This is a genomic window from Erwinia sp. HDF1-3R (genome assembly GCF_039621855.1).
Classification (GTDB): Bacteria; Pseudomonadota; Gammaproteobacteria; order Enterobacterales; family Enterobacteriaceae; genus Erwinia.
The window spans coordinates 877,815-904,663 of record NZ_CP155071.1 but is presented as its reverse complement, the minus strand read 5'-3'; the positions used below and the strand labels follow the sequence as shown (position 1 = coordinate 904,663).

Annotated in this window: 20 protein-coding genes and 1 other annotated feature; of the genes, 6 read left to right on the top strand and 14 right to left on the bottom strand. The window is 55.9% G+C overall.

Features of this window, described 5'->3' with window-relative positions; genetic code table 11:
* Positions 1-8: 8 nt before the first annotated feature.
* Genes lspA through ribF form a run of 3 tightly spaced genes read right to left on the bottom strand, consistent with a single transcriptional unit; the run spans position 9 to position 4,294 of the window.
* Positions 9-512, bottom strand: a complete 504-nt coding sequence (lspA, locus tag AAGR22_RS04115; RefSeq protein ID WP_345830447.1) for a signal peptidase II — start codon at positions 510-512, stop codon at positions 9-11.
* Positions 509-3,325, bottom strand: a complete 2,817-nt coding sequence (ileS, locus tag AAGR22_RS04110; protein ID WP_345830446.1) for an isoleucine--tRNA ligase — start codon at positions 3,323-3,325, stop codon at positions 509-511. The genes lspA and ileS overlap by 4 nt, the downstream gene beginning before the upstream one ends.
* Before the next feature lie 30 nt (positions 3,326-3,355).
* Positions 3,356-4,294: a bifunctional riboflavin kinase/FAD synthetase gene (gene ribF, locus AAGR22_RS04105; protein WP_345830444.1), complete on the bottom strand. Its 939-nt coding sequence runs from the start codon at positions 4,292-4,294 to the stop codon at positions 3,356-3,358.
* A gap of 315 nt (positions 4,295-4,609) precedes the next feature.
* On the opposite strand from ribF, the gene rpsT reads away from it, so the two are divergent.
* Positions 4,610-4,873, top strand: a complete 264-nt coding sequence (gene rpsT, locus AAGR22_RS04100) for a 30S ribosomal protein S20 (RefSeq protein ID WP_067709112.1) — start codon at positions 4,610-4,612, stop codon at positions 4,871-4,873.
* A 77-nt stretch (positions 4,874-4,950) separates the two neighbouring features.
* Here the strand turns inward: rpsT and AAGR22_RS04095 are convergent, their stop codons facing one another.
* The 4 genes from AAGR22_RS04095 to dnaK all read right to left on the bottom strand — a co-directional run bounded on the left by AAGR22_RS04095 (position 4,951) and on the right by dnaK (position 11,100).
* Entirely contained in the window at positions 4,951-6,306 is a 1,356-nt protein-coding gene (locus tag AAGR22_RS04095; protein WP_345830442.1) for a hypothetical protein, read from the bottom strand.
* A gap of 300 nt (positions 6,307-6,606) precedes the next feature.
* Positions 6,607-7,767, bottom strand: a complete 1,161-nt coding sequence (gene nhaA, locus AAGR22_RS04090) for a Na+/H+ antiporter NhaA (RefSeq protein WP_345830440.1) — start codon at positions 7,765-7,767, stop codon at positions 6,607-6,609.
* 151 nt (positions 7,768-7,918) lie between these two features.
* Positions 7,919-9,058: a molecular chaperone DnaJ gene (gene dnaJ, locus AAGR22_RS04085; RefSeq protein WP_067709115.1), complete on the bottom strand. Its 1,140-nt coding sequence runs from the start codon at positions 9,056-9,058 to the stop codon at positions 7,919-7,921.
* A gap of 125 nt (positions 9,059-9,183) precedes the next feature.
* A complete protein-coding gene (gene dnaK / locus AAGR22_RS04080; protein WP_067709118.1) occupies positions 9,184-11,100 on the bottom strand; it encodes a molecular chaperone DnaK in 1,917 nt (638 codons plus the stop codon).
* 322 nt (positions 11,101-11,422) lie between these two features.
* On the opposite strand from dnaK, the gene satP reads away from it, so the two are divergent.
* Both satP and AAGR22_RS04070 read left to right on the top strand, forming a co-directional pair.
* A complete protein-coding gene (gene satP / locus AAGR22_RS04075; protein WP_345830437.1) occupies positions 11,423-12,025 on the top strand; it encodes an acetate uptake transporter in 603 nt (200 codons plus the stop codon).
* Positions 12,026-12,746: 721 nt separating this feature from the next.
* A complete protein-coding gene (locus AAGR22_RS04070) occupies positions 12,747-13,067 on the top strand; it encodes a hypothetical protein (protein WP_345830436.1) in 321 nt (106 codons plus the stop codon).
* A 456-nt stretch (positions 13,068-13,523) separates the two neighbouring features.
* Here the strand turns inward: AAGR22_RS04070 and AAGR22_RS04065 are convergent, their stop codons facing one another.
* From AAGR22_RS04065 to tal, 3 genes are all read right to left on the bottom strand, one after another.
* Entirely contained in the window at positions 13,524-14,825 is a 1,302-nt protein-coding gene (locus tag AAGR22_RS04065; protein ID WP_345830435.1) for an MFS transporter, read from the bottom strand.
* A 128-nt stretch (positions 14,826-14,953) separates the two neighbouring features.
* A complete protein-coding gene (gene mog, locus AAGR22_RS04060) occupies positions 14,954-15,541 on the bottom strand; it encodes a molybdopterin adenylyltransferase (protein WP_345830434.1) in 588 nt (195 codons plus the stop codon).
* A 135-nt stretch (positions 15,542-15,676) separates the two neighbouring features.
* Entirely contained in the window at positions 15,677-16,630 is a 954-nt protein-coding gene (tal, locus tag AAGR22_RS04055; RefSeq protein ID WP_067709128.1) for a transaldolase, read from the bottom strand.
* A 244-nt stretch (positions 16,631-16,874) separates the two neighbouring features.
* Here tal and yaaA point away from each other — a divergent pair, with 244 nt between their 5' ends.
* From yaaA to AAGR22_RS04040, 3 genes are all read left to right on the top strand, one after another.
* Positions 16,875-17,651 (top strand): peroxide stress protein YaaA, encoded by a 777-nt coding sequence (gene yaaA / locus AAGR22_RS04050; RefSeq protein ID WP_345830432.1) that lies wholly within the window; start codon positions 16,875-16,877, stop codon positions 17,649-17,651.
* Positions 17,652-17,817: 166 nt separating this feature from the next.
* Positions 17,818-18,822, top strand: a complete 1,005-nt coding sequence (locus tag AAGR22_RS04045) for a type III secretion system chaperone (protein WP_345830430.1) — start codon at positions 17,818-17,820, stop codon at positions 18,820-18,822.
* 11 nt (positions 18,823-18,833) lie between these two features.
* Positions 18,834-20,570: a hypothetical protein gene (locus tag AAGR22_RS04040; protein WP_345830428.1), complete on the top strand. Its 1,737-nt coding sequence runs from the start codon at positions 18,834-18,836 to the stop codon at positions 20,568-20,570.
* A 213-nt stretch (positions 20,571-20,783) separates the two neighbouring features.
* Here the strand turns inward: AAGR22_RS04040 and thrC are convergent, their stop codons facing one another.
* From thrC to AAGR22_RS04020, 4 genes are all read right to left on the bottom strand, one after another.
* Entirely contained in the window at positions 20,784-22,070 is a 1,287-nt protein-coding gene (thrC, locus tag AAGR22_RS04035; RefSeq protein ID WP_067709140.1) for a threonine synthase, read from the bottom strand.
* A gap of 3 nt (positions 22,071-22,073) precedes the next feature.
* Positions 22,074-23,003: a homoserine kinase gene (thrB, locus tag AAGR22_RS04030; RefSeq protein WP_345830426.1), complete on the bottom strand. Its 930-nt coding sequence runs from the start codon at positions 23,001-23,003 to the stop codon at positions 22,074-22,076.
* Between the two features lie 2 nt (positions 23,004-23,005).
* Complete coding sequence (gene thrA, locus AAGR22_RS04025) at positions 23,006-25,468, bottom strand: bifunctional aspartate kinase/homoserine dehydrogenase I (protein ID WP_345830424.1); 2,463 nt, start codon at positions 25,466-25,468, stop codon at positions 23,006-23,008.
* A 23-nt stretch (positions 25,469-25,491) separates the two neighbouring features.
* Positions 25,492-25,613: a sequence feature (Thr leader region), on the bottom strand.
* Between the two features lie 199 nt (positions 25,614-25,812).
* The gene (locus AAGR22_RS04020; protein WP_345830422.1) at positions 25,813-26,511 is read right to left on the bottom strand and encodes a tRNA/rRNA methyltransferase; all 699 of its coding nucleotides are present in this window, start codon (positions 26,509-26,511) and stop codon (positions 25,813-25,815) included.
* Between the last annotated feature and the right edge of the window lie 338 nt (positions 26,512-26,849).

Here is a 26,849-nt window from a genome sequence, read left to right as displayed (position 1 = left end):
CCCTGCCCTTAGCTTTTAGCACGTTTGCTGGCCGGGCTGAAAAAACCCTCCAGTACGATCAGTGCGGCACCGATACAGATAGCGGAGTCGGCAATGTTGAAGGTCGCAAAGTGCCAGTCGCCAACATAAAAGTCGATAAAATCCACCACAAAGCCGTGATACGCGCGGTCAAACAAATTGCCTGCCGCACCGCCAATAATCAGTGCATAAGCGATATTATTCAGCTTATTACTGGCTGCGGTACGGTACATCATCACCAGTAGCGCAATAACAATCGCCGTGGCGATACCGGCAAAGAACCAGCGCTGCCAGCCCCCTTTGTCGGCCAGGAAGCTAAAGGCCGCCCCGTAGTTATGCGCATAGAAAAAGTTGAAGAATGGCATCACATGCATCGACTCATGCAGCATCAGCGTATTCATAATCCACTGCTTACTGGCAAAATCGATGGCGATAACGACCACCATCAGCCACAGCCAGCGCAGTCCGGTCGAGAAAATTGATTTATGCATCATGCAAACTTACGCTGTTCGCCGTCACCGGCTACGTTAGTGACGCAGCGCCCGCAGATTTCCGGCCAGGCAGCATTTTGTCCAACATCGGTAGTGTAGTGCCAGCAGCGCTGACATTTCTCACCTTCCGCCTTATGCAGAGCAATTTTAAGACCTTTTACCAGATCGCTCTGCTGAGCCTCTTCAGGGGCCAGCGCGTAATCGGCTACCTGTACCGAGGAGGTCAGTAACACAAAGCGCAGCTCCGTCTCCAGACTCAGCAGCTTTTCAGCCAGCGCCGTATCGGCATAGAGCGTAACGCTCGCCTCCAGCGACCCGCCTACACGCTTGTCGGCACGCGCCTGTTCGATAACTTTGTTCACTTCGCCGCGCACTTTCAGCAGCTCAGCCCAGAAGCTATCGTTCATTGACTCATCGTCCGCGAGGCCAAACAGCCCGTTGAACCACTCGCCGGTAAAGACATACTTTTCACGCTTGCCCGGCAGCTCATTCCAGATTTCGTCAGCGGTAAAGGACATGATTGGCGCCATCCAGCGCACCAGTGCCTCTGCAATATAGTACAGCGCGGTCTGACAGCTGCGACGTGCCAGGCCATTCGCCCGGGCGGTGTACTGACGGTCCTTGATGATGTCCAGATAGAAGGACCCCATCTCGATGGAGCAGAACTGCATCAGACGCTGGACCACCTCGTGGAAGTCATAGCGCGCGTAAGAGGCGATGATGTCCTCCTGTGCCGCGCTGGCGCGTCCCACTGCCCAGCGATCCAGTACCACCATCTCTTCCGGCTCAACGCGATCGGTCTCGGGGTTGAAGCCGTTAAGGTTGGCCAGCAGGAAGCGAGCGGTGTTACGGATACGACGATAGGAATCCGCAGAGCGTTTCAGGATCTCATCGGATACCGCCATCTCACCGGAATAATCGGTGGAGGCGACCCACAGGCGCAGAATATCGCCGCCCAGCTTGTTCATGACATCCTGGGGCGACACGGTATTACCGATGGATTTCGACATTTTGCGGCCCTGACCATCCACGGTAAAGCCGTGAGTCAGTACCTGACGGTAAGGCGCTTTGCCCTTCATCGCCGTCGAGATCATCAGCGAGGACATAAACCAGCCGCGGTGCTGATCCGATCCCTCCAGATAGAGGTCAGGCGAATGTCCCTCAAATTCCGGACGCGCATCAACAACGGAGTAGCTGGTCGATCCTGAGTCAAACCAGACGTCGAGCGTATCAGGCACCTTCACGTAGCTGTCGGCGTCTGCGCCCATCAGCTCGTGCGCATCGAGATCCCACCAGGCCTGAATGCCATCCTGCTCAACGCGTTCAGCCACTTTTTCCATCAGCGCGAGGGTGTCAGGGTGTAGCTGTTCGGTATCTTTATGCACAAACAGCGCCATCGGTACGCCCCAGGTACGCTGACGTGAAATACACCAGTCCGGGCGGTTCGCCACCATGGATTCGATACGTGCCTGACCCCAGTCAGGGATCCACTGCACACCTTTAATCTCAGACAGCGACTGCGCACGCAGGCCTTTCTGATCCATGCTGATAAACCACTGCGGTGTTGCACGGAAGATGATCGGCGTTTTGTGACGCCAGCAGTGCGGATAGCTGTGCAGCAGCTTTTCGACGTGCAGCAGTGCGCCCTTTTCGCGCAGCAGCTCGACCACCAGATCGTTGGCCTTGAAGACGTTAACACCGTCCAGCCCAGGGTAAGTGCCCGGCAGGTAGCGGCCATCCGGACCGACCGGGTTAGCGACTTCGATACCGTATTTCTGGCCGATCACATAGTCATCCGGGCCGTGGCCTGGGGCGGTATGGACCGCCCCGGTACCGGCTTCGACCGTCACGTGCTCACCCAGAACCACAGGCGACGTTAATGCCAGGAAGGGGTGCTGGAAAGTCATCAGCTCCAGCGCCGCACCTTTCACTTCGCCCAGCACCTGCCACTCTGCTACGCCAATGCGTTTCATGACGCTTTCAACCAGCTCTTTCGCCAGAATCAGCGCACGGCCTTCGATCTGCACCAGCTGATAGTCAAACTCAGGGTGCAGAGAGATCGCGCGGTTAGCAGGCAGGGTCCACGGCGTGGTGGTCCAGATAACCAGCGAGACGGGACCGGTTACGCTGCTAACACCAAATTTGGCCTGCACCGCATCGGCATCCACGGCGTTAAACAGCACGTCAATGGAGGGGGAGGTTTTATCGTAATATTCAACTTCAGCCTCAGCCAGTGCGGAGCGGCAATCCATACACCAGTGCACCGGCTTCGCACCTTTGTGCAGATGGCCATTACCGATGATTTTGCCCAGCGCACGGATGATGTTTGCTTCGGTTTTGAAGTCCATCGTCAGATAGGGGCGATCCCAGTCTCCCAGCACGCCAAGGCGGATAAAGTCTTTTTTCTGCCCTTCTACCTGCTCAGCGGCATACTGCCGACAGGCGGCACGAAACTCCGCGGCGGTAACTTTCTCGCCGGGCTTACCGATCATCTGCTCGACTTTATGCTCGATGGGCAGGCCATGGCAGTCCCAGCCCGGCACGTAGGGCGCATCAAAACCCGCCAGGCCTTTGGACTTCACGATAATGTCTTTCAGAATCTTGTTGACTGAGTGACCAATATGAATGCTGCCGTTCGCGTAGGGAGGGCCGTCGTGCAGAATAAAGGTTTTTTTCCCTTTTTTGGCTTCGCGGATGATGCCGTACAAATTATCATCATACCAGCGTTGCAGCATTCCCGGTTCGCGTTTGGCCAGATCGCCACGCATCGGGAACCCCGTTTCCGGCAAGTTCAGGGTAGATTTATAGTCACTCATCAGATTCTCGGTTCCGTGTTTCGGTTCTGGTTAATCCGGTGTTTTCAGCCCAAAAAACCTTCGGGCGCTCACCACATCGTTAGCAATTTGCTCTTTCAGCGCGTCAAGTGAAGCAAAACGCTGCTCGTTACGTATTTTTTCGCACAGCACCACATCTATATGGCGCCCGTACAGGTCGATTGCAACGTCCAGCAGGTGAACTTCCAGCTGCTGACGCACTCCTGCCACCGTAGGCCGCGTGCCGATATTCGCCACGCCAGGCAACGGTCGTTCGCTGATGCCATGGACCTCAACGGCATACACCCCTTTGACCGGCGACACAAAGCGTCGGAGAGGCAGGTTAGCCGTGGGGAAGCCTATCGTCCGGCCCAGCGCATCACCGTGCACCACCCGGCCTGATATACTGAAGGGATGTCCCAATAGTGAGGCGGCAAGCGGCAGATTATCCTCTACCAGCGCCTGTCGAACGGCGGTGCTGCTAATTCGCCTGCCGTTATCACAAAATGTCTGTGTACCGACAACATCGAAGCCATAGTCGACACCCGCTTTCTGTAATAACAGGAAATCCCCCCGGCGACCAGCGCCAAAGCGGAAATCATCCCCGACCGCCAGAAATTTAACGCCGAGTTTTTTCACCAGCAGATCGGCAACGAAACTCTGCGCCGTCAGCCCCGCAAACAAAGGGTCGAAGCGCACGCACAGTACGGCGTCTACGCCCGCCTCGCTGAGGTAGCGAAGCTTCTCGCGCAGCCGGGTCAGGCGAGCCGGGGCTTTATCGGGCGCAAACAGCTCCAGGGGCTGCGGTTCAAACAACATGACCACCACCGGCAGATGACGCTGACGCCCCTCTTCACAGAGTCGTGCCAGCAATGCCTGATGTCCCCGGTGTACGCCATCGAAGTTACCGATAGTCAGTACGCAGCCGCGATGCTGCTCCCTGAGGTTATGTATGCCGCGGATAAACTTCATGGCTGACTCAAATGGGTGGAAATCGGCGGATTATACCTTGTACAGCGATGAAGGTTAACCCGGTAATGCCCCTTTAGCGCTTTCTTACCGCCATTTTCCCTGCCCAAAGCGGTCTGCGCCCGTCATTCTTATTTTTCTTGTGATTAAGCTGTATTCATCTGGCCGAAGCTGGTAGAATCTTGCGCCATCGAAACGTAACCAGGCGTCGTTTTTTTAGCGGCGCTTATTTGCACAAATCCATTGACAACCATGGGCGAAAGAGGCATATTCCTCGGCCTTTGAATTGTCCTCATAGAACTATTTGGGAGTTGGACCTTGGCTAATATCAAATCAGCTAAGAAACGCGCTGTAACGTCTGAGAAGCGTCGTAAGCACAACGCTAGCCGTCGTTCAATGATGCGTACTTTTATTAAGAAAGTATACGCGGCTATCGCTACTGGCGATAAAGCAGCTGCGCAGAATGCATTTAATGAAATGCAGCCTCTTGTGGACCGTCAGGCAGCTAAAGGCCTGATCCACAAAAACAAAGCTGCACGTCATAAAGCAAACCTGGCTGCACAGATCAACAAACTGGCTTAATCGCCACGCTGTTATCTGGCTTTGAAAAAAAAAACCGGCTTAGCCGGTTTTTTTTTGCCTGTCATCTGGTGAGCCGTTCAGGAATCCCAGATTGCGCCATAGGCCGCTACGCCATGCGCTTCACATCCCTCTATCACATAATCGGTTAACTTACGGTTGGCGATGCAAATCACCGCTTCCGCCCCGCTCTCGTCTGCCAGTTGTAATGCCAGCTGTAATAAATCCGGCTTGCCGTGCGCATCGGTATCCCAGATCAACACATCGGGTTGTAGCCGGATGATTTCGTCTACCATTTCGTCGCCATAGGTCAGTCGCGGGTTGCGCGTCGACCAGATTAAGCGCCGGGGTCGGTTTAGCGTCATCAGGTGGGGCAACAGTGGTCCGATGCCGCTACCGGTGGCGACATAAATTACCGAATGAAAAATTTTCCCGACGCTGCCGACCCCCGGGGTGGGGAGGCCTTTGAACCAGACATGGGAAGGAGGCGAGTCGATAAAGCGGCTGGTCCAGTCTCCGGCCCGCGATATCAACATACGACAGCCGCTACGATCGCTGAACGGGATATTAGCAAAAGCGTGCCACTCCGATAGCGGGGAGCGACTGATGGCAAAAGAGGATCCGGCAAAAGGATCCCGCGGCAAATCAAAGCTCACAATCGCGGCGTGTTCTGACGGGCGCTCAATGGTGACCGGCACTTTTCTCAGGCGCAGCCACGGCAAAATAATACTGCCGGTAATCGCCAAAAGCGTCCAGAAGGCCGGCGTTTTCGCCAGCGTCAGTAATGACCACAGGCCGCCGTTGCAGTCGCGGGTAAAACAGACCGCCTGCCCCCAGGAGAGCAGCAGCGCGGCCCAGCCGACATACCGGTGTACGTGCTCAAACAGATTGTGGTATCGCCTGCGGATCGCCGGATGCGCCATTATTGTAATGATTGCCAGCAGCGCGGCCAGCAGGGCATTGATCGTTACCAGCGCAGCAGAGACATTGGGCAAGGCGTGGCAATGATGATAATAAACCGCAGCACTGAATACGATAAGCCACAGACAGGCAAAGAGTGCACAGCCGGAATGCAGGCCACCAAAATGATATACTTTAGCCAGCCGACGTCGGACAAATAACGGCCAGCTCAGCGGAACCCGCCACACCAGACGAAAGAGAAAATTGATAATATATTGCTGACGGATCAGTACGGCGATGGCCAAATTAACCAATACCATATTACTGATATCGACCAGCTGTATCCCTTTTTCAGACCACCAGTGACCTGAGGTCACCCCGTAAATTAAAAAAAAGGTATTGACCAGCGTGACCAACAGAAATAGCCGCTGGTAATAACTCAGTGGTGTCCATCGCAGGGATAAACCCAGGATCGGGTAAGAGGGAACCAGCGCAGCGCCGCTCTCCCTTACTATACTTTTATTGTTGATTTTCAATATACTACCCTAAAAATAAATACTATTAACTGCTCATTCGTGACACGAATCAGTAAAGTCATTCAGTCATATTGATTAGAAAGAACGCAGCCTCAGGAGGCTTCAGCTGACAGCGTATGAGAGGTTCAGGTGACAGTAAATAGCCTCATTTTTTTTGAGAATTTCGCTATTACTTTACGGCGGAGGGAGAAATAATAAAGCCAGATATTACAGGAATAACTGGCATTAAATAAAAAATAGCCTGCTAATCATTATCAGATTATTCACCAGGCAGACTGGAGTCCGGAATATAATCTGATGCTAACGCAGTTTAATACGCAGTAGAATATAACCGACCACCGCCGAAATCACTGATCCAAAGAGAATACCGATCTTAGCCAGGGTCACCATCTCCTGATGCGCCGCATCGAAAGCCAGCGAAGCAATAAATATCGACATCGTAAAGCCGATACCACATAAAACGCCGATGGCAGAAATATCCCGCATTCGCGTACTCTCCGGCAGTGCGGCGATACGAAGCTTGACGGCCAGCCAGCAGATCAGCGTGATCCCCAGCGGTTTACCGATAAACAAACCCAGAATGATGCCCAGCGGCACGGTGGAAAACACGCCGTTCAGCGATACGCCGGTTAATGAGACGCCCGCGTTGGCGAAGGCAAACAGCGGCAGGATAAGCCAGCTTACCCAGGGTGCCAGGCTATGGGCCAGATGGATAGCCGGAGAGTGGCCGTTCTGTTTCTCCAGCGGGATAAAGAAGCCCAGAATAACGCCTGCCAGTGTGGCATGAACGCCCGATTTCAGCACCGCCACCCAGAGCACCATTCCCACCAACATGTAGACGGACAGGTTACGCACGCCAAAACGGTTGAGCAGCGCCAGCACCGCAATTGCACCGCCAGCCACGCACAGCGAGGCTACCGACAGATCCTGGGTATAGAAGAAAGCGATAATCAGAATGGCGCCGAGGTCATCAATCACCGCCAGCGCCATCAGGAACATTTTGAGTGCAGGCGGCACGCGGCTGCCCAGCAGCGCCAGGATCCCCAGAGCGAAAGCAATATCCGTTGCGGTTGGGATTGCCCAGCCGTGAATAGCCAGGGAATGACTATGGTTAAACAGCGCAAAGATGGCACCTGGCGCAATCATCCCGCCAATGGCCGCGATCAGCGGAAACATCGCCCGTTCACGCGTCGCCAGCGAACCGGAATGCAGCTCGTGCTTCACCTCCAGCCCGATCATTAAAAAGAAGAGCGCCATGAGTGCATCATTGACCCACAGCAGCAGATCCTTACTGATATCCAGCGCGCCAAAACGAAACGCCACCGGCATGGAGAGGATAGACTGATAAGCCTGCTGGGTTCCGGCATTATTGGCCAGGAACATCGCCACCGCCGCAGCGATAATCAGTATTACCCCACCGGTTGCTTCATTTTTCAGTAGCCGCGTAAGCGCTGATTTCATTGATTCCATTCCTGATTATAAAGTTGACTGACGTAGCCCAAGCATAACCGCTCCGGCTACTGCTAAAGAAGCCTTTATACGCTCCTTTACCTCGCTGCGGCGAAAAAAAAGGCAGCCCGCAGGCTGCCCTTTATTTCTCTGCCGCGTGAAGCTAGCGGGTTAAATCATCGAAGAATTTCTTAACGCCGTCGAAGAAGCTTTTTGAACGCGGGCTGTTTTTTTCACCGCTCGGTCCACCAAAGCTCTCTTCCAGTTCGCGCAGCAGCGACTTCTGCTTGTCGCTGAGGCTGACTGGCGTTTCAACCACTACGCGACACAGCAGATCGCCCTGCGCGCCGCCGCGTACCGATTTAACGCCCTTGCCACGCATGCGGAACAGCTTACCGGTCTGCGTTTCCGCAGGCACCTTGAGCTTGACCCGACCATCCAGCGTGGGCACTTCAATTTCACCCCCCAGCGCGGCCATCACAAAGTTGATGGGCACTTCGCAGTAGAGGTTATTCTCTTCACGCTCAAAAATGTTGTGCTTGCGCACCTGTACCTGAACGTAGAGATCGCCCGCTGGCGCGCCCTGCTCCCCGGCTTCACCTTCACCCGTCAGGCGAATGCGATCGCCGGTATCCACGCCCGCCGGGATTTTAACCGACAGCGTTTTAGATTTTTCAACGCGACCGTGCCCGTGACAGGCATTACACGGATCTTTGATAACCGATCCGCGCCCGTGACAGGTCGGACACGCCTGCTGCACGGTAAAGAAGCCCTGGCGCATCTGCACCTGGCCCTGACCGTGACAGGTCGAACAGGTCTGAGGTTTCGTTCCAGCCTTCGCGCCGCTGCCATGACAGACGTCACACTCTTCCAGCGCAGGAATACGGATCTCTTTGGACACGCCGCGGACGGCTTCTTCAAGCGTCAGCTCCATGTTGTAGCGTAAATCGGCCCCGCGAGCGGCGCGCTGCTGACGGCGCCCCCCACCGAAAATATCGCCGAACACGTCGCCAAAGATATCGCTGAAATCTGCACCGCCGCCGCCGCCAAAGCCGCCGCCACCGCCCATGCCGCCCTGTTCAAAGGCTGCATGACCGTACTGATCGTAAGCGGCACGCTTCTGCGCATCGGTCAGGATCTCGTACGCTTCCTTAACTTCTTTAAATTTAGCTTCGGACTCTTTATCACCTGGATTGCGGTCAGGATGGTGTTTCATCGCCAGGCGTTTGTAGGCCTTTTTGATTTCACGCTCATCCGCCGACTGGGGAACGCCTAAAATCTCGTAATAGTCTTTTTTCGCCATTCTGCTGGTCCTGCCCTTAATATGCATGCACGGGCGTGGAGATTAACTCCTACGCCCGTGGGATTATGCAGTGGCCTGAATTGTTTTACCTGAAGCTACAGGCCACCGTGCCCGCTCAAGGGCGATTATTTTTTGTTGTCTTTTACTTCTTCAAATTCAGCATCAACAACGTCGTCTTCTTTCTTCGCTGAAGCATCAGCGGCATCCGCAGCGCCACCGGCAGCCTGCTGCTGCTGAGCAAATTCCATCAGCTTGCTGGAGACTTCCATCAGCGCCTGCATTTTGGCTTCGATTTCAGCTTTATCTTCGCCTTTCAGCGCGGTATTCAGGTCGGTCAGGGCCGCTTCAATTGGCGCCTTGTCGTCCGCTGGCAGTTTGTCACCGGCTTCGTCCAGCTGCTTACGGGTGCTATGGGACAGATGATCGGCCTGGTTACGAACCTGCACCAGTTCCTCGAACTTACGGTCAGAGTCGGCGTTAGCTTCCGCGTCACGAACCATTTTTTCGATTTCATCATCGTTCAGACCAGAAGAGGCCTTGATGGTGATCTTCTGCTCTTTACCGCTGTTTTTGTCTTTAGCAGACACGTGCAGAATACCATCGGCGTCGATGTCAAAGGTGACTTCGATCTGCGGCATGCCGCGCGGTGCGCCCTGGATCCCGTCAAGGTTGAACTGGCCGAGAGATTTGTTATCCGCTGCGCGCTTACGCTCACCCTGCACAACGTGGATGGTCACCGCAGACTGGTTGTCTTCAGCGGTAGAGAACACCTGGCTGTGCTTGGTTGGAATGGTGGTGTTCTTGGTGATAAGCGCAGTCATCACGCCGCCCATGGTTTCGATACCCAGAGACAGAGGCGTCACGTCCAGCAGCAGCACGTCTTTCACGTCGCCCGCCAGTACGCCACCCTGCACGGCAGCGCCTACCGCAACCGCTTCATCCGGGTTCACGTCTTTACGTGGCTCTTTACCAAAGAACTCAGCCACTTTTGCCTGAACCATTGGCATACGCGTCTGACCACCGACCAGGATAACGTCGTTGATATCAGAAACGGACAGACCCGCATCCTGCAGAGCCACTTTCAGTGGATCAATAGAGCGTGCGACCAGGTCTTCAACCAGTGATTCCAGTTTTGCACGGGTCACTTTGATGTTCAGGTGCTTAGGACCGGTCGCATCAGCCGTGATGTACGGCAGGTTAACGTCGGTCTGCTGCGCAGAAGAGAGTTCGATTTTTGCTTTCTCTGCGGCTTCTTTCAGACGCTGCATCGCCAGCGGATCGTTGTGCAGATCGATACCCTGATCTTTCTTAAATTCCGCGACGAGGTAGTTGATCATGCGGCTGTCAAAGTCTTCACCACCCAGGTGGGTATCACCGTTGGTTGCCAGAACTTCGAAGGTTTTTTCGCCATCCACTTCATCGATTTCGATGATTGAGATATCGAAGGTACCGCCGCCCAGGTCATAAACCGCGATAGTGCGGTTGCCCTGGCCTTTATCCATACCGTATGCCAGCGCGGCAGCGGTAGGTTCGTTGATAATACGCTTAACGTCCAGACCCGCGATGCGGCCTGCATCTTTCGTTGCCTGACGCTGCGCATCGTTGAAGTAAGCGGGTACAGTGATAACGGCCTCAGTTACCGCTTCGCCCAGATAGTCTTCGGCCGTTTTTTTCATTTTTTTCAGCACTTCTGCTGAAATCTGCGGCGGTGCCAGTTTCTGACCTTTTACGTCGATCCAGGCATCACCGTTGTCTGAACCGGCAATTTTGTAGGGCATGATTTTAATATCACGCTGCACTTCTTCGTCCTGGAAGCGACGGCCAATCAGGCGCTTGATCGCAAACAGGGTATTCTGTGGGTTAGTCACCGCCTGGCGCTTAGCCGGCTGACCGACCAGAATCTCACCGTCCTGGGTGTAAGCGATAATAGAAGGCGTGGTGCGATCGCCTTCCGCATTCTCTAGTACGCGAGCCTTGCCGCCATCCATAATAGCGACACAAGAGTTAGTTGTACCCAGGTCAATACCAATAATCTTACCCATCTAAACGTCTCCCACTTAAATTTGTTTCAAATCAGGTTATGCACACTTAATGCGGGCTATTTTGGCCATTTCAACTGCCAGTACCGCGCTTTTTTTTCCAGGCCCATAACCTCGGATGCCAAATAAGATGGGGCCATCGCCAACGGCATCAAGGGGGGTAAGCAAAAAAATTTCAATTTTACCGCTGTCAGGATCAATGTTTCCTTACCCCCGACTCATTACCATGCCGTCCGGACCGATCGCGCTGGCTGTCTTTTGCCCGTGGAGGCCCATTTACTAATGGTTTCATTATTATGATTATTTCTACTATCACTGAGGGTTTATGCATAACAATACACTGGCGAATCCCGGTCCTTTGGGGCTGATGGGGTTTGGAATGACCACTGTTTTACTCAATCTGCACAATGCAGGTTTTTTCCCTCTGACCTCGGTCATTATCAGCATGGGGATTTTTTTTGGCGGGATGGCGCAGATTATTGCGGGTTTGCTGGAGTATAAAAAGGGTAATACCTTTGGCCTGACCGCCTTTACCTCTTACGGTGCTTTCTGGCTGAGCCTGGTGGGCATTTGGTTGCTGCCGAGGATGGGGCTGGCCGAGCCAACCGACGCCACTACGCTGGGCATTTATCTGGCGCTGTGGGGTATTTTCACGCTGTTTATGTTTTTTGGCACGCTACGCGCCAACCGCGCCCTGCAATTTGTGTTTGCCAGCCTGACGCTGCTGTTTGCACTGCTAGCCTACGGCCATATTACCGGCAATGCTGTCGTGTTGTTGTTCGCGGGTTATGAGGGTGTAGTTTGCGGAGCCAGTGCGATTTATCTGGCGATGGCAGAGGTGATCAATGCGCAGTTGGACCGTCAGGTTCTTCCCACTGGCGAACCACGCCGTGCGTCGGTGCTGGCCAGCGCGTTGAGTCAGGCGTAGCCCGGAGGCCCGGTGCGGCACAGGCTGGAGGTGACGCCTGCGGGTGGGGACTTGTGCGGCAAAGGCATGGGGGGTCGCCTGCGGGTGAGGACCGGTGCGGCAAAGGCCTTGGGGGTCGCCTGCGGGTGGGGCCCGGTGCGGCAAAGGCCTGGGGAGTCGCCTGCGGGTGGGGCCCGGTGCCTGGCGGTCCTCGCGCCGCGCGTGGCGCGGTTCCTTCGCTCCGCTCGTCGACCTTTCGGACCGGGCATGACGGGACATCCCTGTCCCGGCATGCCCTTGTGCCAGCATCCCTGCTGGCCCATCCGGGTCTTCCTCCCTGCGCTCAGCGCTGCGGAATGCCTGTCACCGGGCCCCACCCGCCTGCTTATTGCATTGTGCTGGCTGAGGGTAACAGCGGTTCAGGCAGGGCCTTGAAACCTTGCCCGGGCTTGAAAATAGAAAGAACTCTGCAAATAAGAAAATCTCTTTGCCAAAAGCTCAGTGCCATTGTTTGCGAGTGTGATCCGGCGCGATAAGGCCTCTTACGGATGGTGTCCCATGCTGCAAATGCTGGGCCATAAATAACGGGTACCACCCGCCTGCTCTTTTCTCATTGTGCTGGCTGCGGGTGACTCGGTTCACTGAAAGCAACTCAGAAGCTCGAGAGGGGGACAATCCCTGCGGTTGACGGGCATTCCGCAGCGCTGCGGCGCAGACGGAGGGCCAGGCGAGGGCAGCAGGGATGCTGCACTCAGGGAGCGGCGGGCAGGGATGCCCGCTCGTGACCGGGCCGTCCGGCCTGGCGTCGGAGCCAAAGGCACCACGCGGAGCGTGGCGTGAGGACGCCCGGCAAACGCTGGGATTGTCCACCGACACCGCAGCGATGGCAGCCCAAACAACTAACCGGCAACCGCTGGGATTGTCCTCCGGTACAGCGGTATCGCAGCCGATACAACTCATCAGCGAGCGCTGGGATTGCCCGAGAAATAACGAATATTGCGGCTCGCCAGTCACATTGCAGGGCGCTAACGGGTGGCACAAAAAATCGACGTTGTTAACTTAAAGCGGCTCAAAAGCCTGCGCACGAACAGCGCTTAACTGGAAATCGATCAGATAGCTGCGGTCAGATAAACGGGTTCACTGAAAGCAACTCAGAAGCTCGAGAGGGGGACAATCCCTGCGGTTGACGGGCATTCCGCAGCGCTGCGGCGCAGACGGAGGGCCAGGCGAGGGCAGCAGGGATGCTGCACTCAGGGAGTGGCGGGCAGGGATGCCCGCTCGCGACCGGGCCGTCCGGCCCGGAGTCGGAGCCAAAGGCACCACGCGAAGCGTGTAGCTGCGACGTCCGGCAAACGCTGGGATTGTCCTCCGCCACCGCAGCGATGTCAGCCCAAACAACTAACCGGCAAACGCTGGGATTGTCCACCGACACCGCAGCGATGGCAGCCCAAGCAACTAACCGGGCGGGCTCCCACCCACGCCAAAGGGCAACAATGCAATGACTCCCGGGATTGAACCTCTACAAATCGGCATGCACGACAGCATCGCGATAAGAAAGATCGCGGCTGAGATAAACCCCCAGCAGTAAACCCATGGCGGACAGCGCCAGCACATAATAAGCCGGAGCCAGCGGCGTTATGGACATCATCAGCGTCACCAGAATCGGCGTTAACCCGCCAAAAAAGGCATATGCGACATTATAGGAAAACGAAATACCGGTAAAACGCACCTCTGCCGGAAATGCCCGCACCATCACATAAGGCACCGCCCCCACGACACCCACGCTGTAACCCACCAGTGCGTAACAGGCAAAAAGCCATTCAGGATAAGCGGCAGGAGCCTGATAAAAAATCCAGCTACACGCCGCTAACAGCAGGCTGCCGAAAATAAAGGTTTTGCTGGCGCCAAAGCGATCGGCGGCCAGGCCTGCGCTAATACATCCTGCTATCAGGGTAAGGGTCGCCAGACTGTTAGCCTGCAATGCCTCTGCCGCCGCAATGCCATAGCTTTTTTGCAGCCAGGTCGGCGTCATTAGAATCACCACGACCACGCCCGCCGAAAGCAGCCAGGTCAGCAACATACAGACAGCGACCTCTTTTTTATAATTCATCACCACGGCCTTTAACGGCAGCTCCGCCGCCAGCGCCTTACGTGCCTCAAGCTCCTTAAAGACCGGAGTTTCATGTAGCCAGCGACGCAGATAAAGCGCAACAAAACCGAAAAAGCCGCCGAGCAGGAAAGGAATGCGCCAGCCGCCCGCAACAATGCCTTCGATACCAAACGCCCGATTAATCAGCGTTGCCACCACCGAACCGACCAGGATCCCCGCGGTCAGCCCCGCCGTCAGCATGCCGCAGGCGAAGCCGGTACGCGTCTGCGGAACGTGCTCGGCAACAAACACCCAGGCCCCAGGCACTTCACCTCCCACCGCGGCGCCCTGCAACATCCGCAGCAGCAGCAACAAAATGGGTGCCGTTATGCCCAACGTCGCGTAGGTGGGCAACAATCCCATTGCTAACGTTGGCAGCGCCATCAACAGGATACTGAGACTGAACATTTTTTTGCGCCCGCGACTGTCGCCAAAATGGGCCATCACAATGCCACCCAGCGGACGCGCCAGATAGCCCGCGGCGAAAATAGCAAAAGTTTGCAGCTGGCGGAGCCAGTCGGGAATATCCGGGGGGAAGAAAAGATCGCCTATCACTGAGGCGAAAAAGACGAAAATAATGAAATCATAAAACTCCAGCGCGCCGCCCAGCGCGGCCAGAGTCAGTGTTTTGTAATCCCGCCGATTCAGGCGGCCCAGGCTTTGAGGAGGCATAAATATTAGCGAACATCCAGAAGTAGAGGGGAAAATGTAAGGTAATGGCTGTAAAGCTAACCTTACTATACCGTCCATTTCCCGCTACGCCAGCTGCCCTGGAGTTTATGCCTGAATCAGATTATTTTTTAGCTGTTTGTCCCACGCCGGGCGCTTTTGGGGCGAAATGCTGCTACCACTGCCGGATGGGTATCGACCCACGGCCCTTCCAGCAGTTGAATACAGTAGGGAACGCTGGCAAACAGGCCCTGCACCTTCACCGTCCCATCAGACGCTTTTACCCCCTCAAGCGTCTCTTTAATCGACTTAGGCTGGCCCGGCAAATTCACAATCAGCGACTGCTTACGAATAACCGCCACCTGCCGTGACAGAATGGCCGTCGGGACGAAGTTGAGGCTGATCTGCCGCATCTGCTCACCAAAGCCCGGCATCTCCCGGTCTGCTACCGCCAGCGTGGCATCCGGGGTCACGTCCCGTCGCGCTGGCCCGGTTCCGCCCGTGGTAAGTACCAGATGGCAAAATCGCTCATCCACCAGCTCACAGAGGGTCTGTTCGATCATCGACTGTTCATCGGGCACAAGGCGCTTTTCAATGCTAAAAGGTGTGCTCAGAGCCTGCGTCAGCCAGGCCTCCAGCGTGGGCAGCCCCTCATCCTGATAGATGCCGTTTGCGGCGCGATCGGAAACCGAGATCAATCCTATACGTAGTGTGTTCATCGTGTTGTCACCGTAATGCCCACGGCGTAAAGCGCGGACGCAGGTTAAAGTTCGTTTGCGGGAAGAATAAACATTGCAGGGCGGGAAGTACAGCCGGGGGAAAAACGCGGCCAGGTGAGTGGCCGCGAGCATGCATTACAGCAGATCGGCAATCATTTTATCCAGCTTGCCCTGGTCAAGTGCAAAGTTGCGGATGCCCTGAGCCAGTTTATCAACCGCCATCGGATCCTGATTGTGCTGCCACAGGAACTCGGATTCCGTCATTTTTGCCGGACGCGCTTTCACTTCGCCGCTGTACGAGAGTTTACGCTCCAGTGTTCCTTCGCTCTCAGCCAGCTCTTTCAGCAGGCCCGGAGAGATAGTCAGGCGGTCACAGCCTGCCAGCTCGGTGATCTCACCGATATTACGGAAGCTGGCACCCATAACTACGGTTTCGTAGCCATGCTGCTTGTAGTACTCGTAGATTTCAGTCACTGAAATGACGCCTGGGTCTTCGTTCGCCGCATACTCTTTCTTGTCGGTATTGGCTTTGTACCAGTCCAGAATACGACCCACAAATGGCGAAATCAGATAGGCACCGGCTTCGGCACAGGCACGCGCCTGAGCAAAGGAGAACAGCAGGGTCAGGTTACAGTTAATACCCTCTTTTTCCAGGATCTCCGCGGCGCGGATACCCTGCCAGGTTGAAGCCAGCTTAATCAGGATACGGTCATTGCCGATCCCGGCATCGTTATAAAGCTTGATCAGCGTACGTGCCTTATTGATGCTGCCTTCAGTGTCGTAGGACAGGCGTGCATCAACTTCGGTAGAGATACGGCCGGGAACCAGCTTCAGGATCTCCAGACCAATATTCACATTCAGCTTATCTGCCGCATGCTGGATCTGCTCATCCTTGTTGCTGCTGCGATCGCGTGCCCAGCTTACTGCATCATCAATCAGCCTGCGGTACTCGGGAATTTGCGCCGCGCTGAGGATCAGCGAGGGGTTGGTGGTAGCATCCTGTGGCTTGTACAGCTTCATCGCCGCAATGTCGCCGGTATCGGCAACAACGGTTGTCAGTTGACGCAGGGAGCTCAGTTTGTCCGTCATGATTGTCATTCTCGTCAGAGTAGCGTTATCGGGATGTTAATCGTGTTTACGTCGATCATATCACGCGTACCAGGCCATGCAAGGTAAGGTTTCCGTCAGGCCACGTAGTGCTAAAAGTGTTAATAAGAAGGGTAAGAGGCGAGACGGCTATGGCAGTGATTTGCGCTTTCTCGTCGCTTTTTTGCTAAAGTAGCGGTCTCGTTTATTTCGCCCGGTCAGGGCAGTTTCACATAAGGATACAGGCATGTTGATGGTTATCTCTCCGGCTAAGACGCTGGATTTTGAAAGCCCACTGGCTACCCGTCGTTTTACCCAACCTGCCCTGCTGGATGATTCACAAAAACTGATCGAAATAGCCCGCCAGCTGACGCCCGCACAGATCGGCACGCTGATGAGCATCAGCGACAAGCTGGCCCACCTCAACGCCGAACGCTTCAACGACTGGCACCCGCCTTTCAGCCCCGACAATGCCCGTCAGGCGATTCTGGCCTTTAAAGGCGATGTGTATACCGGGTTGCAGGCCGAAACCTTTCATGAAAAGGATTTCGATTTTGCCCAGCAGCATTTGCGTATGCTCTCCGGGCTGTACGGCGTGCTGCGACCCCTGGATCTGATGCAGCCCTACCGTCTGGAAATGGGCATCAAGCTGGAAAACCCGGCCGGGAAAGATCTCTACACCTTTTGGGGCGACCGACTGACCGACGCGCTGAATGCCGCGCTGGCCGAACAGGGCGACGATACCCTGATTAATCTGGCCTCGGACGAATATTTCAGGGCGGTGAAACCTAAAAAACTGGCGGGTCGCATCATTAAACCGGTCTTTCTTGATGAGAAAAATGGCAGGTTTAAGGTCATCAGCTTTTACGCTAAGAAAGCACGCGGGCTGATGAGCCGCTACATCATCCAGCATCGTCTGAGCCAGCCGGAGCAGCTTAAAAAATTCGATGTCGATGGCTACTTCTTCGCAGCGGAAGAGAGCAATGACAGCGATCTGGTCTTTAAGCGCCGCGAGAATCCATAACCTTAAATGATGCGTAAGCGGCTTTTGCGAGTCTAAAGCCGTATTTTCTTCCCCCTTCCCTGCCTCTCCATACCCTTTAGTTATAACCGGTGAGAGAAACCGAACGCGCGATCCTTTATTGCCCACCCAAGGCCTGTTGCAGCAAATCAGCCATCGGGAGGTAGGTATGGATCAGCACGCACTGCGCAAAAACCTAAGCGATCGGGTCTGGCAGGCCACGCATCTTCAGCCGGATAATACTCAGGCCACGTTCGACAATCCTGTACCGGCCGCCGCGAAGCCCTGGCTCTGCGCGGCGGCAAAACACCTCGGCGTCAAAAAAGCCGATCGGCAGCAGTTTGCTGCCTCCGGACGCCTGAGGCTGGATGCGCTGGACGTGGTAGCCATTTGCCAGCGGGAAGCCCCCGTGCCCCTGTGGCTGGTGGTTGGCTTCCTGCAACCCCCTGCTGCACTCCATCCCGAGGTTTGGCAGGAGGCGCTGCTCAGAGCGAGCGATGTCGCCATGGGTCTGAGCGGCATCGCCCTTTCGCTGGATGAGAAGGGCCAGACACGGCTAACACTGCGGCTGTCTTTTGATATATGGCAGGACGCAGAAGCCCTGGCAGAGAGATTAAACGACCTCCATTCGCTGGCCTCAAGCCTGACAGACTTACTGCTCTCTGCCGCAGGCGAGCAGCCGCCCTCCACGAGCACCCGCGATGTTGCACCCGTTGAAGATTGGGTGACAGAGTGGCGGCAAACAGCGTCGTTGCGACTGGATGAGCTTGCCGAACAGGCCATCAGCCATCGCTGGCATTATTCGCTGCTGCATCAGGCCCTCACCCTGCTTGACCTCCCCCCCTCCCGCTATCGGCTGGAGGGCTGTTGCTGCATCCTGAACTTCCCTGAAAGGCAGTTCACCGTGCTTGCCGATGGCGATCGACGCCACCTTCTGATCTCAACGCCCCTGTCGCTGGATGTCACACCCGGCTCCGCGCAGCAACGCCTGTTGCAGGCTAACAGCGAGCTAATGGTACTGACCAACTGCTCGCTGGCGCTGTGCGGTGAGAAGCTGTGCCTGGTCTGCCGCTGGGACACTCTGGGGCTGGACGGTTCCGATCTCGCCAGCTGGCTTGCCGACCTTATGACGCTCAGCGTCGCCATTGACCGTCGCGAACAAACCGCAGCCTGAATCGGAGCATAATGATGAACGATACCATCCGGCCGGCTTCCGGCCAGTATGAAATGACCAGACTGGGCGGGCGCGGCGATGAAGAGAGCGGGCCGCGCCCCGATGATGCCCCGGGACGCGCAGCCCGGGCAGCCGCCAGCGCGGGGCAGTTTTTCTCAACCCTCAGTGAGGGTGCCTGGGGTGGCACAAAAACGGGCGGGGGCAAACTATGGGACGGCACCAAAGCCCTTGGCAGCATGACGCTTAACGGCGCGAAATCGGGGGGAAACAAGGTCCTGGATGGCAGCAAAACTCTTGGCAATATGACGCTGAACGTAGCCAAATCGGGGGGAAGCAAGATTCTCGAAAGTAGCAAAACCGCAGGTAAGCTGGGGTGGCAGGGCGCAAAGTTTGCCGGTAAAGCAGGGTGGCAGGAGACGGCAGCTTCCGCCGCCGATTTAGGGAAATTTACGCTGGCTCCCCTGCAAAACAAAGCCTGGGGGGCGCTAAGTGGTCATGCCCTCCAGCAAATGATCACCTGCGGGCTGCCGACAATGGCCCGTGAAGAAGCCTTTATTGAGGCCTATAACCAGCTGCTCCCCCACCTGGTGGAAAAACACCCCACCGCCGCCGTGACTCTACAGGCCGTTATCTCTCTTGCCAACGTTGCCCTGCAGCATCATCTTCGTGAGCCTCGTCTTATGCGTCAGACGGAGCCGGACGCGCAGCCTCAGTCTGGTCCCATACAGCCCGGCGAGGTGGCCGTGCGCGGTCAGTTTGGCCTCAGTCCAGACCAGGCCAACGTGATAAAACGCGACAAACCCGCTGAATGGGCTCGCCTGAGTCAGCAAACGGTAAAAGATTCAAAGCGCGTTTCCGGTCAGCAGGTTATGGCTGAAGTGCTGAATGTGGGCATGTCGCTGGCGGGCGTACTCAGCGGGAATCCAGCCCTGACGGCGCGCGTAATGAGTACCCAGTTGCGCAACGTTATCTATGCGGGAGCCAGGGAGTCGTTGCAGGCGACGGGAAGCCTGGTGGCCTCACGTAAAGGCACGCCAGGCTATGGCGTTAATGACGACAATATGAGTACCAATGCGGCCTGGTATACGTTAAACACGCTGGCAATGGGAATGCTACAGGATGGGCTGATCCAGAAGGCACTACCAAAAGGCTACAGCGTTTCCGGCCCGGAAATCCGCGATGCGGCAGGCCAGCGCCTGACCGGTAAAGCGCTGCATGAAATGGGCGCTATCGTTTCGGCTCTGCGATCGGCCTGTAACGCCTTTATCGAAACCGGTGATGCTTTTCTCGGCAAGCACTACGACAGCAAGCAGGTGGGTGACACGCAGAAATTCGCCCCTTCCCTGCCGATGAAGGATTACGCCCGTCTGCTCGATCACTCCATCGCCCGGCTGAGCTGGAATAATTTTGCCAACAGCAGCACGCTGGCCTCGCAACAGATACTGGCGGCGATAACGAAAGGCCATACCTCCCCGGTACTCTCCAGCCTGTTCAACAACGCCGGGACCGCGGCCGCCTTTGGCCTGACCTATAAAATGGTGAACCAGATTTATCAGGCGCACAGTAAGGTTCGCGGGGCTATTACAGCAGCCCCCGCAGAATCACCGGCACCCGCATCGACAACAGCAGCGCCCGCAGAATCAGCGGCACCCCCATCGACAACAGCAGCACCCGCAGAATCACCGGCACCGGTTAGCACCCGTGATCCCCAGGCCAGCATAATTACTGATATCGCAAGCCGCCAGTAACACCCGGCCAGCGCAACCCGCGGAGGCCGGACTGCGTTCGTCTGATGGCACGCCGGGAAAGGGGGAACAGGGAACTCGGGGTGAGGGATGAAGAGGAGAAAAGGAGGAAAGGAGGAAAGGAGGAAAGGAGGAAAGGAGAAGAGAGTTAATCAAAAAGGCCCTTACCGGAGTAAGGGCCACAGCAAAAAGCCGCAATGAGTGGGGCCGCAGGCTTTATTTATGCAGCAGGAATTCGCGTAGCGCAGAGAAGTCCGCCGCCATCTTGTGGGACAGCAGCGGCAGTGCGGCCCGTTCGGCCAGCGCCTCTGGCAGCGGCAGCTTACGCTCGAGTACCGCTTCCACGCTTTCGATAAACTTAGCCGGATGCGCCGTGCTCAGGAACAAACCGTACTCCCCTTCCTGCAGCTGATCGCGCAGCAGGCGATATGCAATCGCGGCATGAGGTTCAGAGATATAGCCCAGTTCCGCCAGCTCGCGCATGGTTGCCTTAGTAGTTTCATCATCCACCGCACCATAGCCGAGGTCGGTCAGACGCCAGGTTTTACGGCGGAAGATCTCCTCGACGCGCGGCCAGTTGTTAGGCTGGCTGACATCCATGGCGTTAGACAGCGTGGAAACGGTCAGGTTAGGCTGCCACTCGCCGCCGGTCAGGAAGCGCGGAACGGTGTCGTTGGCGTTGGTCGCCGCAATAAAGCGCTTCACCGGCAGACCCAGGGATTTCGCCAGCAGGCCCGCCGTCAGGTCGCCAAAGTTGCCGCTTGGCACAGAGATAACCAGCTGATTACGTTTTTCCTGCGGCAGCTGAGCGACCGCCTCAAAGTAGTAGCAAATCTGTGCCAGCAGACGGCTGATATTGATGGAGTTGGCCGAGTTAAGGCCAATGGCTTTGCGCAGCGGCTCATCATCAAATGCCTGCTTAACCAGCGACTGACAGACATCGAAATCACCGTCGATGGCGATGGTCTGGATGTTGCCGCCCAGGGTACAAAACAGCTTCTCCTGTAGCGGGCTGATTTTGCCCTGAGGGTAGAGGATCACCACGCGAACGTTTTCCATGCCGTAGAAAGCATGGGCAACGGCGGCGCCGGTGTCGCCCGAGGTGGCGGTAAGAATGGTGATTTTTTCATCCGTTCCGCTCACATATGAGAGCATCTGCGCCATAAAGCGGCCGCCGAAGTCTTTAAACGCCAGCGTTGGGCCGTGAAACAGCTCCAGTGAAGCGATATCGTCGGTGACCTTTGCCACCGGTGCAGGAAAGGCAAAGGCGGTTGCCAGGCGCTCTTTTAGCTGATGCGCGGGGATCTCATCGCCAATAAAGGCCGACAGGATTTTGCTGCTGCGGGTAACGAAATCCATCTCCAGCATCTCGTCGATATCGGTCAGCTCAAACTCAGGCAGTTCAAGCGGGAAAAAAAGCCCCTGCTGCTTGCCCAGGCCCTGCCTGACCGCCTGTGAAAAGCTTACCTGCTCGTTATGGTCCTTAAGATTATAGAGTTTCATACGTTATCCCAGTTTACGTGCGCCTGCCGTATCAATACGACAGATATGAACGAAGCCTTCATCATTTTGCAGATAGTGCTGGCTGAGCCAGTCAGCCATACGCTGAGCCGTTTCCCGCTGGTTGCTGACGGCAAACAGCGTGGGGCCGGAACCGGAAATGCCACACGCCAGTGCGCCAATATTCTTAAGTTCCTGCCGTGCCAGGGCAAAGCCTGGTAACAGTTTAGTGCGGTAAGGCTCGGCTATCACGTCACACATCAGCTTCGCTGCCAGTTCCGGCTGCTGGGTGTGACAGGCATGAACGAAGCCCCCCAGATAACGGCCGTGTTGAATAATATCCTCTTTGCGATACTGCGCGGGAAGAATCGCCCGCGCTTCTGCGGTCGAGACCTTAATGCCGGGGTAGGCCATCACCCACAGCCAGTCGTCAAAGCTCGGTACTGGCTGGCTGATGATGCCGTTTGCTTCCAGCATCAGCTGGATACCGCCAAGAAAGCAGGGCGCGACGTTGTCATAATGGACGCTGCCGGATATACGCCCTTCCAGCTCCCCCATCAGCGCCAGCAGTTCAGTATCGCCAAGCGGTTTGCCACAGTGTTCATTCATTGCCACCAGGCCGGCGACCACCGAGCAGGCGCTGGATCCCAGACCTGAACCGATAGGCATATTTTTTTCCAGCGTCATCCTGACCGGCACCCGCTTGCCAATGGCCTCACAGAAGCGATCCCAGCAGTGCCAGACGATGTTGTCCTGCGGATCGGCGGGCAGCTTGCTGACAAAACGGCCCCCATTGTGCAGGCTGAACTCACTGGCTGCCTCCACGCTCACGCAGTCGCCCAGCAGCGTACCATCAATTGGCGAAACCGCCGCACCCAGCACGTCGAAGCCCACGCTGACGTTGCCGATTGAGGCCGGGGCATAAATTTTAACCATCGTTAAACTCCTAACTTCCATGACAGGGTACGCAGCAGATCGGCAAACACGCCGGCGGCCGTGACATCGTTACCCGCGCCGTATCCGCGCAGCACTAGCGGAATAGGCTGATAATAGCGGCTATAAAAGGCCAGCGCATTCTCGCCATTTTTTACCTTATACAGCGGGTCGTTACCGTCGACGGCGTCAATTTTTACCCGGCAGCGCCCCCCTTCTTCAATGGCCCCTACGAAGCGCAGGACCTTATTCTCATCGCGTGCCGCCGCGACGCGCGCAGTAAAGGCGTCATCCAGCTCCGGCAAACGCGCCATAAATGTGTCCGCATCTGCCAGCGAGGTAAGGGATGCTGGCAATATGGCTTCAATTTCAATATCGCTCAGTTCCAGCTGGTATCCCGCCTCGCGGGCGAGGATCAGCAGCTTACGCGCCACGTCCATGCCTGACAGATCGTCACGCGGATCCGGTTCGGTAAAGCCCAGCTCACGCGCCATTTTCGTCGCGGCAGAGAGGGAGACGCCCTCATCCAGCTTGCCGAAAATAAACGACAGGGAACCGGAAAGAATACCGGAAAAGCGAATCAGCTCATCCCCGGCATTCAGCAGGTTTTGCAGGTTTTCAATGACCGGCAGGCCCGCGCCCACGTTGGTGTCATACAGGAATTTACGGCGCGATTTAGCCGCTGCCGCGCGCATCTGCTGATAATAATTCCATGATGAGGTGTTGGCCTTTTTATTCGGCGTCACCACGTGGAAACCCTCGCCCAGGAAGTCGGCGTACTGGTCGGCTACCGCCTGGCTTGAGGTACAGTCGACGATCACCGGATTCAGCAGATGATACTCTTTCACCAGGCGGATCAGACGCCCGAGGTTAAACGGCTCCTTCGCCTCCTTGAGTGCATCCTGCCAGTTATCCAGCGGGATGCCGTGTACGTTGGTCAGCAGCGCGCTGGAGTTGGCGATACCGCACACCCGCAGGTCGATATGCTTATTTTTAAGCCAGGCCTGCTGACGGTGCAGCTGTTCAATCAGCGCGGCACCCACCCCCCCCACGCCAACAACAAACACTTCAATCACCTGATCGGTAGCAAACAGCATTTGATGCACGACGCGAACGCCGGTAGTCGCATCGTCATTATTGACCACGACGGAGATAGAGCGTTCTGACGATCCCTGAGCAATGGCGATAATATTGATATTCGCGCGGGCCAGCGCAGAGAAAAATTTGGCTGAAATCCCGCGCAGGGTACGCATGCCATCACCCACCACCGAAATCACCGCCAGCTTTTCCATCACGTCCAGCGGCTCCAGCAGGCCATCCTTCAGCTCAAGATAAAACTCCTCCTCCAGCACACGACGCGCACGAGCCTGGTCGCTTTGCGGTACGCAGAAACTGATGCTGTATTCTGATGAGGATTGGGTGATCAGCACCACGGAGATGCCGCTGCGCGACATGGTGGCAAAGACTCGGGCGGCCATACCGACCATACCCTTCATGCCCGGGCCGGAGATGTTGAACATCGCCATATTATTAAGGTTAGTGATGCCCTTCACTGGATTTTCATCATCAGTGCCGTCGCCGCCAATCAGCGTGCCGGGCGCCTGTGGATTAGCGGTATTTTTAATCAGGCAGGGAATATGAAACTGGGCAATCGGGGCGATGGTGCGCGGGTGCAACACTTTTGCGCCGAAGTAGGAAAGCTCCATCGCTTCCCGGTATGACATAGATTTCAGCAGCCGGGCATCGGGAACCTGGCGCGGATCGCAGGTATAAACGCCGTCGACATCCGTCCAGATTTCACAGCAGTCGGCGCGCAGACAGGCGGCCAGTACGGCCGCAGAGTAATCAGAGCCGTTACGTCCCAGCACCACCAGCTCGCCTTTGTCGTTACCGGCGGTGAACCCTGCCATCAGGATCATATTTTCAGGTGGGATCTGGCTGGCGGCAATCCGGCGGGTCGATTCCGCGATATCCACGGTTGATTCAAGATAGTGCCCCACGGCCAGTAGTTTCTCGACCGGATCGATAACGCTAACACCGTAACCGCGCGCCTGAAGCAAAGCGGCCATAATGGCTATCGACAGCTTTTCACCCCGGCAGATAATGGCCGCGTTGACGCTGTCCGGGCACTGCCCCAGCAGGCTGATGCCGTGCAATACCTGCTTCAGCTGTGCAAATTCCTGTGCGACCAGGCGGGTAACGCCCTCGTCATCGAAGCCGGGCTGTGATTTGGCCAGACCCTCGATTAGCGCGGCGAAAATGCCTTCCGCGTCGCTCATATTCGGTAGCGTATCCTGACCGCCGATGGTTTTTTCGATCATCGCGACCAGATGATTCGTGATCTTCGCTGGCGCGGACAATACGGTGGCAACCTGTCCCTGCTTCGCATTACTTTCCAGAATATCAGCCACGCGCAGAAACCGTTCCGCGTTGGCTACTGAGGTTCCACCGAATTTCAGCACTCGCATTCTAACTCTCCTGAATTTTTGCCGAAAAAAAAGCCCGCACTGTTTAGGTGCGGGCTTGTTTTTATTTTTTCCTGTATGCGTCAGCCCGCACCGTTACTCGTGGTAATGGTGGTGGTAATAATGATTGTTGTCATCAGGCTGTGGTTACGCATTATAGATTTATCATCTGTCTGTTTATAAAATCTGTCGGCTTTCAGAAGTAAAGCAATCGCCCTGCTAAGTCAATTTTTTTATCTTTCCCTCATCCCGGACAACGAGAGGAGGCCACAGGGATTTACCCCAGGCTCAGCGCTTATCTTTCAACCCGCACGGAAAAAGCAGCAGCACCTTCTGGTAATGCAAAATTAATCAGCGTTTTTATCTGTAAGATTTTTTTCAATGTCATGCAGCAGACGATGCAGCATGGCACTGTCGCGCTGGGCCAGCAGGCCAAGGCGCTGCGTCAGCCAGTCGGCAAGCTTGCGATCGTCGCTCACCGCCAGCCGCTCAAGCAGCGCGTCACAGCGCTGCCGCAGCGCCGCCAGCTGATGCACGTCCGCCGCGACCTCTGGCCGGGCGCTGACCTGACGCAGCGTGGAAAGCTGGTAGCAGTAAACCATAACCGCCTGGCCCAGGTTTAAAGAGGGATAATCTGCCGCCATCGGAATACCGGTCAGCACATCGACCAGCGCCAGCTCTTCGTTGGTCAGGCCGGTATCCTCGCGTCCAAACACCAGCGCCATGCTGTTAACCCACTGCTGCTTCTCCTCAAGCAGCGGCAGCAGCTGCTGAGGCGTGGCGTAATAGTGGAATCGTGCGCGGCTTCGGGCCGTTGTCGCCACGCTAAAGTCGATGTCATGCAGCGCAGCCGCCAGCGAATCCCAGTGGGTGGCATTATCCAGAATATCTCCCGCACCGTGGGCCACCCTGCGCGCCGCGGGGTCCAGATGCGCCTCGCTATTAACAATACGCAGCGTATCAAAACCCATCGTTTTCATGGCGCGCGCCGCAGCGCCAACGTTCTCAGCCCGGGCCGGGGAAACAAGGATCAGAGGGAAATGCATAATGGCCTTAATTTTCATCCAACAGGAATAGCAGTGTGACAGGATCGCATAAAAATAAAAGGTGATGATAAATAACAAGCCAACAACATCCGCAGGCATGTGCGAGAGGGAGCAAACTCAGTTCTGCCTTGAATTAGTTCCACTCTTATATATAAATCCACGTTAGCCTGTATTAAATACCTATAAATCAAAGCAATAGCAAATGTTAAAACGTCATTGAGCCAGACTGATGCTACCGCCGCCGATATCAGGAAAAAACAGGCATAATTGTGAGCTAAGCTGGCATTCTGCTAAGAGTTTTTCACAAAAGGGTTAACGTGCTACACTTGGTTTGATAT

Coding starts and splice junctions, on each gene's coding strand:
- lspA (WP_345830447.1), bottom strand. CDS start 512: ATGATGCATAAATCAATTTTCTCGACCGGACTGCGCTGGCTGTGGCTG.
- ileS (WP_345830446.1), bottom strand. CDS start 3,325: ATGAGTGACTATAAATCTACCCTGAACTTGCCGGAAACGGGGTTCCCG.
- ribF (WP_345830444.1), bottom strand. CDS start 4,294: ATGAAGTTTATCCGCGGCATACATAACCTCAGGGAGCAGCATCGCGGC.
- nhaA (WP_345830440.1), bottom strand. CDS start 7,767: ATGAAATCAGCGCTTACGCGGCTACTGAAAAATGAAGCAACCGGTGGG.
- dnaJ (WP_067709115.1), bottom strand. CDS start 9,058: ATGGCGAAAAAAGACTATTACGAGATTTTAGGCGTTCCCCAGTCGGCG.
- dnaK (WP_067709118.1), bottom strand. CDS start 11,100: ATGGGTAAGATTATTGGTATTGACCTGGGTACAACTAACTCTTGTGTC.
- satP (WP_345830437.1), top strand. CDS start 11,423: ATGCATAACAATACACTGGCGAATCCCGGTCCTTTGGGGCTGATGGGG.
- AAGR22_RS04070 (WP_345830436.1), top strand. CDS start 12,747: ATGCTGCACTCAGGGAGCGGCGGGCAGGGATGCCCGCTCGTGACCGGG.
- AAGR22_RS04065 (WP_345830435.1), bottom strand. CDS start 14,825: ATGCCTCCTCAAAGCCTGGGCCGCCTGAATCGGCGGGATTACAAAACA.
- mog (WP_345830434.1), bottom strand. CDS start 15,541: ATGAACACACTACGTATAGGATTGATCTCGGTTTCCGATCGCGCCGCA.
- tal (WP_067709128.1), bottom strand. CDS start 16,630: ATGACGGACAAACTGAGCTCCCTGCGTCAACTGACAACCGTTGTTGCC.
- yaaA (WP_345830432.1), top strand. CDS start 16,875: ATGTTGATGGTTATCTCTCCGGCTAAGACGCTGGATTTTGAAAGCCCA.
- AAGR22_RS04045 (WP_345830430.1), top strand. CDS start 17,818: ATGGATCAGCACGCACTGCGCAAAAACCTAAGCGATCGGGTCTGGCAG.
- AAGR22_RS04040 (WP_345830428.1), top strand. CDS start 18,834: ATGATGAACGATACCATCCGGCCGGCTTCCGGCCAGTATGAAATGACC.
- thrC (WP_067709140.1), bottom strand. CDS start 22,070: ATGAAACTCTATAATCTTAAGGACCATAACGAGCAGGTAAGCTTTTCA.
- thrB (WP_345830426.1), bottom strand. CDS start 23,003: ATGGTTAAAATTTATGCCCCGGCCTCAATCGGCAACGTCAGCGTGGGC.
- thrA (WP_345830424.1), bottom strand. CDS start 25,468: ATGCGAGTGCTGAAATTCGGTGGAACCTCAGTAGCCAACGCGGAACGG.
- AAGR22_RS04020 (WP_345830422.1), bottom strand. CDS start 26,511: ATGCATTTCCCTCTGATCCTTGTTTCCCCGGCCCGGGCTGAGAACGTT.